Origin of the sequence: Catenulispora sp. GP43, from assembly GCF_041260665.1 — a bacterium.
In the GTDB taxonomy this organism is placed as follows: Bacteria; Actinomycetota; Actinomycetes; order Streptomycetales; family Catenulisporaceae; genus Catenulispora.
Genome location: NZ_JBGCCT010000009.1, coordinates 159,390 through 172,017, shown reverse-complemented (window position 1 = coordinate 172,017; position 12,628 = coordinate 159,390). Strand labels below are relative to the sequence as shown.

The 12,628-nt window shown below is 70.1% G+C and carries 9 protein-coding genes; 6 read left to right on the top strand and 3 right to left on the bottom strand.

Annotated elements, in window-relative coordinates; genetic code table 11:
• Positions 1 to 25: 25 nt before the first annotated feature.
• A complete protein-coding gene (gene acnA / locus ABH926_RS20140) occupies positions 26 to 2,683 on the top strand; it encodes an aconitate hydratase AcnA (protein WP_370367397.1) in 2,658 nt (885 codons plus the stop codon).
• Positions 2,684 to 2,755: 72 nt separating this feature from the next.
• Here the strand turns inward: acnA and ABH926_RS20135 are convergent, their stop codons facing one another.
• The gene (locus ABH926_RS20135) at positions 2,756 to 3,166 is read right to left on the bottom strand and encodes a hypothetical protein (protein ID WP_370367217.1); all 411 of its coding nucleotides are present in this window, start codon (positions 3,164 to 3,166) and stop codon (positions 2,756 to 2,758) included.
• Positions 3,167 to 3,213: 47 nt separating this feature from the next.
• On the opposite strand from ABH926_RS20135, the gene ABH926_RS20130 reads away from it, so the two are divergent.
• From ABH926_RS20130 to ABH926_RS20110, 5 genes are all read left to right on the top strand, one after another.
• The gene (locus ABH926_RS20130; protein WP_370367216.1) at positions 3,214 to 4,500 is read left to right on the top strand and encodes a DUF1800 family protein; all 1,287 of its coding nucleotides are present in this window, start codon (positions 3,214 to 3,216) and stop codon (positions 4,498 to 4,500) included.
• Between the two features lie 27 nt (positions 4,501 to 4,527).
• Positions 4,528 to 5,856: a DUF1501 domain-containing protein gene (locus ABH926_RS20125; protein WP_370367215.1), complete on the top strand. Its 1,329-nt coding sequence runs from the start codon at positions 4,528 to 4,530 to the stop codon at positions 5,854 to 5,856.
• 277 nt (positions 5,857 to 6,133) lie between these two features.
• Positions 6,134 to 8,101, top strand: a complete 1,968-nt coding sequence (gene dxs / locus ABH926_RS20120) for a 1-deoxy-D-xylulose-5-phosphate synthase (RefSeq protein WP_370367214.1) — start codon at positions 6,134 to 6,136, stop codon at positions 8,099 to 8,101.
• Between the two features lie 108 nt (positions 8,102 to 8,209).
• The gene (locus ABH926_RS20115; protein WP_370367213.1) at positions 8,210 to 9,895 is read left to right on the top strand and encodes an ArnT family glycosyltransferase; all 1,686 of its coding nucleotides are present in this window, start codon (positions 8,210 to 8,212) and stop codon (positions 9,893 to 9,895) included.
• 20 nt (positions 9,896 to 9,915) lie between these two features.
• On the top strand, positions 9,916 to 11,049 hold the full coding sequence (locus tag ABH926_RS20110; RefSeq protein WP_370367212.1) for a winged helix DNA-binding domain-containing protein: 1,134 nt from the start codon (positions 9,916 to 9,918) through the stop codon (positions 11,047 to 11,049).
• 36 nt (positions 11,050 to 11,085) lie between these two features.
• On the opposite strand, the gene ABH926_RS20105 is transcribed toward ABH926_RS20110, so the two are convergent.
• Positions 11,086 to 11,832: a DUF427 domain-containing protein gene (locus ABH926_RS20105; protein ID WP_370367211.1), complete on the bottom strand. Its 747-nt coding sequence runs from the start codon at positions 11,830 to 11,832 to the stop codon at positions 11,086 to 11,088.
• A gap of 44 nt (positions 11,833 to 11,876) precedes the next feature.
• Complete coding sequence (locus ABH926_RS20100) at positions 11,877 to 12,611, bottom strand: alanyl-tRNA editing protein (RefSeq protein WP_370367210.1); 735 nt, start codon at positions 12,609 to 12,611, stop codon at positions 11,877 to 11,879.
• Positions 12,612 to 12,628: the final 17 nt, after the last annotated feature.

The window sequence follows — 12,628 nt, the reverse complement described above, 5'->3', positions numbered from 1 at the left end:
CGCAAGCGAGAGCTGGGCCATGGCAATGACCTCCAAGAACAGCTTCGGCGCCCGCGACACCCTCGCGGTGGGCGCGCAGTCGTACGAGATCTTCCGCATCGGGGCCGTCGAGGGCTCCGAGCGCCTCCCCTTCAGCCTGAAGGTGCTGCTGGAGAACCTCCTGCGCACCGAGGACGGGGCCAACGTCACCGCTTCCCAGATCCAGGCGCTGGGCCAGTGGGACCCGAACGCCGAGCCGGACACCGAGATCCAGTTCACGCCGGCGCGCGTGATCATGCAGGACTTCACCGGCGTGCCGTGCGTCGTGGACCTGGCCACCATGCGCGAGGCCGTGGCCGAGCTCGGCGGCGACCCGGCGAAGATCAACCCGCTGGCCCCGGCCGAGCTGGTGATCGACCACTCGGTGATCGCCGACGTCTTCGGCCGCCCGGACGCCTTCGAGCGCAACGTCGAGATCGAGTACGGCCGCAACCGCGAGCGCTACCAGTTCCTGCGCTGGGGCCAGACCGCCTTCGACGAGTTCAAGGTGGTCCCGCCCGGCACCGGCATCGTGCACCAGGTGAACATCGAGCACCTGGCCCGGGTCGTGTTCGACCGCAACGGCCAGGCCTACCCCGACACCCTGGTCGGCACCGACAGCCACACCACCATGGTCAACGGCCTGGGCGTGCTGGGCTGGGGCGTGGGCGGCATCGAGGCCGAGGCCGCGATGCTCGGCCAGCCGGTCAGCATGCTCATCCCGCGCGTGGTCGGATTCAAGCTGCACGGCGAGCTGCCCCCCGGCGCCACCGCCACCGACCTGGTGCTCACCATCACCGAGATGCTCCGCAAGCACGGTGTGGTCGGCAAGTTCGTGGAGTTCTACGGCGCCGGCGTCGCGGCCGTCCCGCTGGCCAACCGCGCGACCATCGGCAACATGTCGCCGGAGTTCGGCTCCACCTGTGCGATCTTCCCGATCGACGACGAGACCATCAGCTACCTGAAGCTCACCGGCCGCTCCGCGGAGCAGCTGGCGCTGGTGGAGGCCTACGCCAAGGCCCAGGGTCTGTGGCACGACGCGGACCGCGAGCCGTCCTACTCCGAGTACCTGGAGCTGGACCTGGCCACCGTGGTGCCCTCGATCGCCGGCCCCAAGCGCCCGCAGGACCGGGTGGCGCTGTCCCAGGCCAAGGACAAGTTCGCCGAGGTGCTGCCGACCTACGCCGCGCAGGGCACCAAGCCCACCTCGGTGACGATGGAGGACGGCACCCAGTTCGCCATCGACAACGGCGCGGTCGTGATCGCCTCGATCACCTCCTGCACCAACACCTCGAACCCGCAGGTGATGATCGGCGCGGCGCTGCTGGCGAAGAACGCGGTGGAGAAGGGCCTGCACGCCAAGCCCTGGGTCAAGACCACCCTGGCGCCCGGCTCGAAGGTCGTCTCCGACTACTACGAGCGCGCCGGCCTGACCCCGTACCTGGACAAGCTGGGCTTCAACCTCGTCGGCTACGGCTGCGTCACCTGCATCGGCAACTCCGGCCCGCTGCCGGAGCCGGTCAGCAAGGCGGTCAACGAGGCGGACCTCGCGGTGGTGTCGGTGCTCTCCGGCAACCGCAACTTCGAGGGCCGCATCAACCCGGACGTGAAGATGAACTACCTCGCGTCCCCGCCGCTGGTCGTCGCCTACGCCATCGCGGGCACCATGGACTTCGACTTCGAGAGCGAGCCCCTGGGCTACGACGGCGACGAGAACCCGGTGTTCCTGAAGGACATCTGGCCCTCGACGCAGGAGATCCAGACCGTCATCGAAGGCGCCATCACCGCCGAGATGTTCGCCAAGGACTACTCCGACGTCTTCCACGGCGACGAGCGCTGGCGCTCGCTGCCCACCCCGACCGGCAACGTCTTCGAGTGGGACGCGGACTCCACCTACGTCCGCAAGCCCCCGTACTTCGAGGGCATGGCCGCCGAGCCGTCGCCGGTGGCGGACATCCACGGCGCGCGCGTCCTGGCCAAGCTCGGCGACTCGGTGACCACCGACCACATCAGCCCGGCCGGCTCCATCAAGGCCGACAGCCCGGCCGGCAAGTACCTGGCCGAGCACGGCGTGGGCCCCCGCGACTTCAACAGCTACGGCTCCCGCCGCGGCAACCACGAGGTCATGATCCGCGGCACCTTCGCGAACATCCGCCTGCGCAACCAGCTCCTGGACGGCGTCGAGGGCGGCTTCACGAAGAACCTGCTGACCGGCGAGCAGACCACCATCTACGACGCCTCCCAGGCGTACCAGGAGGCGGGCATCCCGCTGGTGGTCCTGGCCGGCAAGGAGTACGGCTCGGGCTCCTCCCGCGACTGGGCCGCCAAGGGCACCGCGCTGCTGGGCGTCAAGGCGGTCGTCGCCGAGAGCTACGAGCGCATCCACCGCTCCAACCTGATCGGCATGGGCGTCGTCCCGCTGCAGTTTCCGGCCGGCCAGAGCGCCGCGTCGCTGGGCCTGACCGGTGAGGAGACCTTCGAGATCACCGGCCTGGAGGAGCTGAACAGTGGCACCACTCCGCGCACGGTGAAGGTGAAGGCCGCTACGTCCGGGGGACAGGACATTGAGTTCGACGCGGTCGTGCGCATCGACACCCCCGGCGAGGCGGACTACTACCGCAACGGCGGGATCATGCAGTACGTGCTGCGGAACCTGCTGAAGTAGTAGGAGAAGCAGAGCTCTGAAAAAGCAGCCCTCGGCCCGGTCGGGTCGGGGGCTGCTTTTTTGCTTTGTGCGCTACCCCAACCGCCGCAACTCCTGCGTGGCGACCAGGGCCCAATGCGCATCAGCCCCCGAAGCCGCGCGCGCGAACCACATCCGAGCCTCAGCGGCGTCGCGCCGCCGGAAGGCGATGACGCCGAGGAACACCATCGCCGCCGGCGCGGTGTCGGGGTCGCCGACGGCGGCCACCGCGAGGAACGACAGCCGTGCGCCGGCGAGGTCGCCTTCGGTGTAGGCGTACATCGCCCCGTCGAAGAAGGCGCGGGCCTCCTTGCGCAGGGCGCCGGGAACGGCCGGGGACAGTGAGCGTGCTATCGCGGCGTGGGCGTCGAGGTTCTCGTCGGTCGCGGGCTCGTCGGGTGGTTGTTCGGAACCCAGCGGTATGAAGGGTTCCTCCGGTTCCTTCGGCTCGTCATCCGAGGACATGCCGTCTTCTTACCCTCCGTTTAGCCCCGTGCCCCGATTCTGACAGGGTGAGCATCGACCAGAACAGATCCGCCGTCGCGCATCTCCTGCGGCGGGCCGGGTTCGGCGCGAGCGGGGCGGAGATCGACGCCGCCGCCAAGGCCGGGTACGAGGCGACCGTGGCCGCGCTGCTGGCGCCGGCCGGTGCCGATCCCGGCGCCGCCGCCACGCCGATTCCGGACTTCCCGGCGATGAAGGTGCCCAAGCAGGGCAGTGCGCCGGACGACTACCGGATGGTGGGGTGGTGGCTGGCGCGGATGGCCGCGGTCACCCAGCCGCTGGTGGAGAAGCGCACCTTCTTCCTGCACGGGCACTTCGCCACCTCCGTGCAGAAGGTGAAGAGCCCCGGCTTCATGCTCCAGCAGAACCAGACCATGCGGACGCTCGGCGGCGGCGACTTCGGCGCGCTGGCCCACGCGATGGTGCGGGACCCGGCGATGATGCTGTGGCTGGACAGCGCCGGCAACACCCTGAAGGCGCCGAACGAGAACCTGGCGCGCGAGCTGATGGAGCTGTTCACGCTCGGCGTCGGCACCTACACCGAGGACGACGTCCGCGCCGGGGCCCGCGCCCTCACCGGCTGGCGGCTGGACGCCGACGGCAAGGCGACCCTCGTCCCCAGGCTCCACGACGACACCCCCAAGACCATCCTGGGGAAGACCGCCGACTTCGACGACGCCTCGTTCGTCGACTGGATCCTGCAGCAGCCGGCCTCGCCGAAGTTCGTCACCGGCCGCTTCTGGGACCGCTTCGGCATGCCCGGCCCGATCCCGCCGGACGTCTCCGGCCGCCTGCTGGCCGCCTACGGCCCGAACCGCGACGTCACCGCGCTCCTGCGGGCCCTGTTCCTGGACCCGGTATTCCGCGGACCGCAGGCGCGCTACGCCTTGGTGAAGCAGCCGACCGAGTACATCGTCGGCGTTCTCAGGGCTCTGAATATAAAGGTGGACGCGAGCGCGAATTCCGCGGACACGCAGGTCTTGCGCGCCGCCCTCAACGGCCTGGGCCAGATGCCCTTCTACCCGCCGAACGTCGGCGGCTGGCCCGAGGGCACGGCCTGGCTGACCACGGCCGCGGCCCAGACCCGCTTCGTCTTCGCGGAGTGGGCCGTGACCAAGGGCGACCTGTCGCAGGTCCAGAACAGCAGCCCGTCGCAGCGCATCGACGCCGTCGCGCACCTGCTCGGCGTCGACGCCTTCAGCGACCGGAGCACCGCCGCCCTCACCGAGGTGGTCGCCGACCCCCGGCAGCTGGTCACCCTGGCGCTCGTCGCGCCGGAGTACCTCGCGAACTGACGCCCGACGGAAACTAAGGACTCGATCATGGACACCGTCACCCGCCGCCGCTTCCTGGAGCTGTCCGGCGTCATGTCCACCGGCGCGTTCGCGGCGGCCTGCTCCAGCTCGCACGGCCACCCGGTCGGCGCCCCCGCGCTGACGCCGGGCGGCCCACAGACCTCCGGCGCGCAGCTCGGCGCGGCCGCGCAGCACGCGCCGCTGGCCGCCGGCCAGGGCGTCCTGGTGCTGGTGACGCTGTACGGCGGCAACGACGGCCTCAACACCGTGATCCCGTACGCCGACCCGGCCTACAGCTCCTCCCGCCCCGACCTGGCCTACAGCGCGAGCCAGGTCCTCGACCTCGGCGACGGCCTGGGCTTCAACCCGGCGATGACCGGCCTGCACGAGATGTGGCAGCGCAAGCTGTGCGCGGTCGTGCGCGGCGTCGGGTATCCGCAGCCGAACCACAGCCACTTCGTCTCCATGGACATCTGGCAGACCGCCTCACCGGGCGAGCCGACCGGCTCGGGCTGGCTGGGCCGCTGGCTGGACGCCCAGCCCGACGACCAGATCAGGGCGCTCAAGGCGATCTCTGTGGGCGGGACGCTGCCCCCGCTTCTCGGCGGCACCAAGACCGCGGGCAGTTCGCTGCCGATCGGCCAGTTCCGGCTGCCCGGGTCCGGGCCGCTGGATGCCGGGTTCACCGGTCTGGGGCAGCCGTCGGCGCAGGACTCGCCGGTGGCGGCGTACGCCGCTCGCGACGTCGCCGACCTGTTCACCGTCGCCAAGACCTTCACCCCGGCGCTCGCGTCGGCGGCCGGCGCCGCGGGCGCGAAGGGCGCGAAGGGTGCCAAGGCGGCCAAGGGCGCCGCGAAGGGCGCCGCCAAGGCCGCGAAAAGCTCAGCGCTCGCTCAACAGCTGGACATCGTCGCCGAGTGCATCAACGCCTCGGTCCCGACCCGGGTCTACAGCGTCAGCCTGGGCGGCTTCGATACGCACAGTGCCGAGAAGGGCACGCAGTCGACGCTGTGGGGCGAGGTCGACAAGGCGGTCACGGACTTCCAGAACGCCATCGCCGCCGGCCCGCATGGCAAGAACGTGGTCACGGTGCTGTACACCGAGTTCGGCCGCCGCGTGCACGCCAACGCCAACGAGGGCACCGACCACGGCACCGCCGGCCCGGTCCTGGTCCTCGGCGAGCCGGTGAACGGCGGCTTCTACGGCGCGCAGCCCTCGCTGACCGACCTGGACGACGGCGATCTGAAGTTCAGCACCGACTTCCGCAGCGTCTATGCCACGCTGCTGGACAAGGTGCTCGGCGCCGACCCGGCGCAGATCCTCGGACAGGACCAGCCCCGGATCGCCTTCCTGTAGCGGTAGCGCGCCGCCACCGCTTCACGCGCCGCCATTACCGCCTCACGCGCCGCCGCGCACAGCACCTCGGCGCCGCCCCGCCGTACCCGGGGCGGCGCCGAACCCGTGTTCGCCTGCGGCTCGGCGCGGGTGTGCGACCGGGTGAACACCCTGCGGGGGCCATGTGAAGATCATGTAGAAGGAGGCCGGAAGCGCCAGGGCGGCGCTCAGGCCAGGCTTAGACTCTCTGCCGTATAACTGGAAGCCAGGAGCGTTGTATCAACTGAAGGAGGATCGGGTGGCACTGCTGGAGGCGATCCAGGGTCCGCGCGATCTGGACAAGCTCAGCTCCGAGCAGCTCGCTGAGCTCGCCTCGGAGATCCGCGCTTATCTGATCCCGACCGTGGCGAAGACGAGCGGGCACATCGGCCCGAACCTGGGTGTGGTGGAGCTCACCATCGCTTTGCACCGGGTCTTCGACTCGCCCAAGGACACCATCCTGTGGGACGTCGGCCACCAGGCCTACGTGCACAAGCTCCTCACCGGCCGCCAGGACTTCTCCGCGCTGCGGCACGCCGGCGGGCTCTCGGGCTACCCGGCCCGCGCGGAGTCCGAGCACGACGTGATCGAGAACTCGCACGCCTCCACCGCCCTGGCCTACGCCGACGGCATCGCCAAGGCGCACCAGGTGCGCGGCGTCGCCGACCGCCAGGTGGTGGCGGTGATCGGGGACGGCGCCCTGACCGGCGGCATGGCCTGGGAGGCGCTGAACAACATCGCCGCGGCCAAGGACCGCCCGGTGATCATCGTGGTCAACGACAACGAGCGCTCCTACTCGCCGACCATCGGCGGGCTGGCCGACCACCTGGCGACCCTGCGGACCACCCAGGGCTACGAGCGCTTCCTGGAGTGGGGCCGGGGCATGCTCGGCCGCACCCCGGTGATCGGCGCCCCGCTGTACGAGGCGCTGCACGGCGTCAAGAAGGGCCTGAAGGACGTCGTCGCCCCGCAGGGGATGTTCGAGGACCTGGGCCTGAAGTACGTCGGCCCGGTCGACGGCCACGACATCGCCGGCATGGAGGCCGCGCTGCGCCGGGCCCGGAACTACCACGGCCCGGTGATCGTGCACGCGATCACCCGCAAGGGCGAGGGCTACCCGGCCGCCCGCAACAACGTCAACGACCAGCTGCACCAGGTCGCCGTGGACAGCGACCCGGAGACCGGCCAGCCGCTGGTCCCGGCCGGGAAGTCCTGGACCTCGGTGTTCTCCGACGAGATGGCCGCGATCGGCGCCGAGCGCGAGGACGTGGTCGGCATCACCGCCGCCATGCTGCACCCGGTGGGCCTGGCCAAGTTCGCCGAGCGCTTCCCGGACCGCATCTTCGACGTCGGCATCGCCGAGCAGCACGCGGTCACCTCCGCGGCCGGCATGGCCTACGCCGGCCTGCACCCGGTGGTGGCGATCTACGCGACCTTCCTCAACCGGGCCTTCGACCAGGTCCTGATGGACGCCGCGCTGCACAACGCGGGCGTCACCTTCGTCGCCGACCGGGCCGGCGTCACCGGCAACGACGGCGCCAGCCACAACGGCATGTGGGACATGTCGATCTTCCAGGTGGTGCCCCGGCTGCGCATCGCCGCCCCGCGCGACGGCGCCCAGCTGCGGGCCCAGCTGCGCGAGGCGGTGGACGTCGGCGACGCGCCGACCATGATCCGCTTCTCCAAGGGCGCGGTCTGCCAGGACATCCCGGCCGTGGCCAGGGCCGGCTCGATGGACGTGCTGCGGACCACCGCGGGGACCGAGCAGGACCCGGACGTGCTGATCGTCAGCGTCGGGGCGATGGCCCAGGTCTGCCTCGACGTCGCCGAGCGGCTGGCCGACCAGGGCATCGGGGCCACCGTGGTGGACCCGCGCTGGGTCAAGCCGGTGGACCCGGCGGTGGTGACGCTGGCCGCCGAGCACCGGCTGGTGGTCACGGTCGAGGACAACGTGCGGGTCGGCGGCGTCGGCTGCGTGGTCGCCCAGGCGCTGCGGGACGCCGGCGTGCACACGCCGCTGCGCGACTTCGGCGTCCCGGCGGAGTTCCTGGACCACGCCAACCGCGGCGAGGTGCTGGAGCAGATCGGCCTGACCGGGCAGCGCGTCGCGCACGAGGTCGTCGGTCTGGTCGCCGGGCTCGGCAGCAAGGCTGCGGCCGACGGCGCCGCCGCGTCGAACGGTGCCGCCTCGTCCAACGGTTCGGCACCCAAAGTCACGACTCGGTAGCAGACTGCTGATCTGTACCAGTCTGAAAGATCTCCGGGGGTTACCTCCCCGCCCACCGGCGCGTGGGAGGTAACCTCTCTTCCATGGGCGGCGAGGCGTAGCACGGCGATGGTCGCGACAGACGCTCACACCCAATCCGGACCGGGCCTGAACGGGCCACCGGATCCGGAGCCCTCGGGCTTTCGCAGACTCTGGTGTTCCGCCCGGTTCCAACGGCTCTGGAACACCCCGCAGGCCTCGTGGACGCGTGTCGTCCTTCTGTTCTTCGCAGTCGCCACCATCACCCACCTTCCGGCCTTCAGCCGCACCTTCTGGAACCCCGACGAGGGCTTCCTGGCCACCCAGGCCCGGGCGCTGAACACCGAGAACGGGCAGTTCTACCAGATCATCGTCGACCGCAAGCCGCCCCTGCTGCCGTACGTCTACGCCTGGGTGTTCCGGCTCGTCGGCGACCACGGCCTGTCCACGCTGGTGGTGATCCGGGCGCTGGCGATCTGCGTCCACGTGGTCACCGCGATCCTGATCACCCAGATCGCCAAGCGCCGCTTCGGCCGGCACGGCGTCTGGGCCGGGCTGCTGTACCTGCTCGGCTCGGCCGGCCTGGCGCCGGAGGACTCCCAGGCGGCCTCGTTCGAGGTCTTCATGCTCCCGTGGACCTGCGCGGCGTTCCTGCTCGCCGACAGCGCCCGCCGGCATCCGCGGCGGGCCATCCCGCTGCTGGGTGGCTCCGGCGTCGCGGTGGCGCTGGCCACGCTCACCAAGCAGACCGCGGGCGTCACGATGCTCCCGGTGGCCTGGCGGGCCTGGAAGGACCAGCGCTGGAAGGGCCTGGTCACGATCATCCCGGCCTTCGTCCTGCCGATCGTGGGGGTGGCCCTGTGGGTCGGCTTCGGCGACTTCTTCTTCTGGGTGTTCACCGGCAACAGCGGCTACCTGACCTCGCTGGGCTCGTTCTCCACGATCATGGCGAGGTTCTGGGGCAACTTCGGGATCTTCGCCGGCGCCTCGGCCGCGGCCTTCCTGGCGATCATGTACATGACGGCCCGCAACGGCATCTTCAAGGCCGACGCCGACCTGTGGCTGTGGCTGGCCGGCTCGGCGATCGGGGTCTCCAGCGGATTCCACTTCTTCGGCCACTACTTCCTGCAGATGCTGCCGCCGATCGTGATCCTGGCCACCGGGGCCCTGCACCGCAACGGCTCACGGCTGCGCTGGACCATGCTCGGGGTCACCGCGACCACCGCGACGCTGTTCCTCACCCTGGCCTTCACCTGGCCGCGCACCGACATGGAGCACGACTGGGAGGTGGCCCAGGAGGTGCAGAAGATCGCCGGCCAGGGCCACTCGGAGCCGATCATCGTCTGGGGCATGGACCCGTCGATCTACTTCATGTCCGGCCAGATCCCGGCCAGCCGGTTCATCACCGCCGGCTTCCTGTCCGGCTTCGCCGGCGGCGGCGACCAGGAGAAGGTCGCGCCCATCGTCTACACCCCGAACAGCCCGATCGTGGGCATGGCCCAGGACATCCTGAACCTGCAGAAGAAGGGCCAGGAACCGGAGTTGTTCGTCGACGACTCCTGGGGCAAGCCGTACCAGCCCAAGGACATCGGCGTCATCTCGGACCTGGTCAACAACTACTACACGTTCAAAAAGGGCGTGGACCACACCTTCATCTGGCAGCTCAAGAACCCGGAGGGCCTGCGGGTGTGGGCCCAGACGATAGTCGACAACGGGATGCAGGACGTCTGGGACAAGAACCAGTGGGACTTCCTCAATCCGCCGACGGACAACTGAGCGGGGCGATAATCGACGGTATGGCGCCGACCACACTCACCCGGGACACGCTGAACCGCACCCTGCTCGCCCGACAGCATCTGCTGACGCCGCACAGCGGCTCGCTGGCCGAGACGGTCGAGGCGATCGGCGCGATCCAGGCCCAGTACTGGCCGGCCGTCGCGGTCTCGCTGTTCACCCGCAACGACGGCGCCACCCTGGAATCGGTCTACGACGCCTTCGAACGGCGCGAACTGGTCGTCGGCTCCTCGATCCGCGGCACTGTGCACGCCGTCAGCCGCGCTGAGCACCCGCTGTACGCGGCCGTGTCGGAGGCCACCAACGCCGACGTGCTCACGGCCAAGGCCGAGGCCAAGGACCCCGGCCTGCACGAACTGCGCGCGGCCGTTCTGAAGTTCGCCGCCGACAAGCCGCGCAGCGCCGCGGAGTTCGCAGACTTCGCCGCGAAGTGGGCGGCGGATCATCCGGGGCGCATGTCGGCGGCCAATCTGGAGTACAACGAGTCCCGCAACTGGCGCCCGATCTATCGCAGCAATGCCCTGATCCGCTTCCCCGCGGACGGGAACTGGGCCCCGGCGACCGGCCCCAAGACGTACCTGTACTCGCCGGAACGCGCCGCCGACCCGGACGCGGCGATCGCCGCGCTGGTCCGCCGGCACCTCGCGGCGTTCGGTCCGGCCGCCGCCGACGACGTGGCGGCGTGGCTCGGGCTGAAGGTCACGCGCGCACGCGCCATCCTCGACGGCTTCGACGACCTGGCCGCCTACGCCGACGAGGCCGGCCGCACACTCTATGACATCCCGGACGGCGAGATCACCGACGCCGCCGTGTCGGCCCCGCCGCGTCTGCTGCCGCGCTTCGACAGCATCCTGCTCGCGTACAACGCGAAGCACCGGCAGCGGATCATCTCGCGCGAGTACTGGGAGCGGGTCTACAGCGGCAAGAACCTGCAGATCCTGCCGTCGTTCCTGATCGACGGCCACGTCGCGGGGATCTGGTCGGTGGAGGCGAAGAAGAAGCTCGCGACGCTGACCCTGGAGCCGTTCCACAAGCTGGGGAAGGCCGACACCGAGGCGCTGACGGCCGAGGCGGAGCGGGTGCTGCGGTTGCAGGCACCGGACTCCGCCTCGTACGCGGTCGAGATCGCCGGCTAGACCGGCTAGACCGGCTAGACCGGTGATCGGGAACTCTCAGTACCGGGGCTTCGGGCGCTCCTGAAGGACACCGTCGAGGTAGATGTCGACCTTCTCGTTGTAGACCGCGGCCAGGCCGGCGATCTTCTGCACCTCCGCGAACGGCGTCCGGTAGCCCCAGATGAGGTCGGTGTGGACCTTGTCGCCGACCTGCACCGACCAGTACGTCGCCGCGCCCTTGTAGGGGCAGTGCGTGACGGATTCCGATGGCCGCAGGATGTCCTGGTTCAGCGCGGTGATCGGCACGTAGTAGCGCGGCGGCAGACCGGTCTCGAACAGGATCATGCTGCTCGGCGAGTCGGCCAGCACCACGCCGTCCAGCTCGGCACGGAAGTGGCGGGTGCTGGCCAGCACGTCGATGCGGCTGTAGGGGTCGCGCGGGTGGGTGTAGACCGGCTCGTCCTCCTCGAACCAGTCGAAGGCGTCGAAGTCGAACCGGACCGCGTCCCGCAGCTCCTCCAGCGGTGACTCCGGGATCGTGCGCGCCTTGCCGGCCGCGATCGCGTCGCCGACCAGGACGTCGTGCACCTGCGCGTCGCCCCGGCTCGGCGAGTGCTCGGACTCGCCGGTGGGCTTCAGCTCGGCCAGGACGTCCTTCGCCGGGACGTAGTAGGTCGGGTAGAACGGCTTCTCCCAGACGAGCAGCGGCCGCAGCGTGTCCGCCACCAGCCGGTTGTCCAGATAAAGCCGCACGCGCTTGGCGCCGGTCTCCACTTTCACGCGCCCGCGGGCGTCTGTCCCCATGATCCTGCCGCCTCTCGGATCGGTCATACTCAGATCAGTCACACTCAGTCACGGATGGCGATGCGCAAGCGCCGGAAGCCCTTGCCTTTGTTCTCCACCTTCAACACCTCGATCTTGCCGATCCATCTCGTCGATTCGACATGGGTTCCGCCATCCGCCTGAGTGTCCAGGCCGACGATGTCGACGATCCGCACTTCCGCCAGCTCCGGCGGCACGAGGTTGGTTGCGGTGCGGATGATGTCGGGGATGGCGAAGGCCTCCTCGCGCGGGAGCACCTTCACGTCGATCCGGCGGTCCTGGCTCACCTCGACGTTGCACGCGGCCTCGATGCTCGCCTTGAAGTCCGGCGGCACCTCGGGGAGGTTGAAGTCCATGCGGGCGGTCCCCGGCTCCATGTTCCCGCCGGTGACCAGCGCCCCGAAGTCGCGGAACACGACGCCGGAGAGCAGGTGCAGCCCGGAGTGGGTGCGCATGAGCCAGGTGCGCCGCTCGTCGTCGAGCGCGCCGCGCACGGCGGTGCCCGCGGGCGGGAGCGGGTCCTCGTCGTGCGGGATCAGGACGACGTCGTCGCCCTTGCGCACCCCGACGATCCGGGTCCGGACCCCGCCCCACACCAGTACGCCCTCGTCCGGCGGCTGGCCGCCCCCGCCGGGGTAGAAGGCGGAGCGGTCCAGGACCAGGCCCTCGCCGTCGGACTTCAGGACGGTCGCGTCCCATTCGCGCAGGGTCTGGTCGTCGAGTTCGAGGCGCTGGGTGTGCAGATGCGGAGTCGCCGTCATGCTCCCGAAGAGTAGTC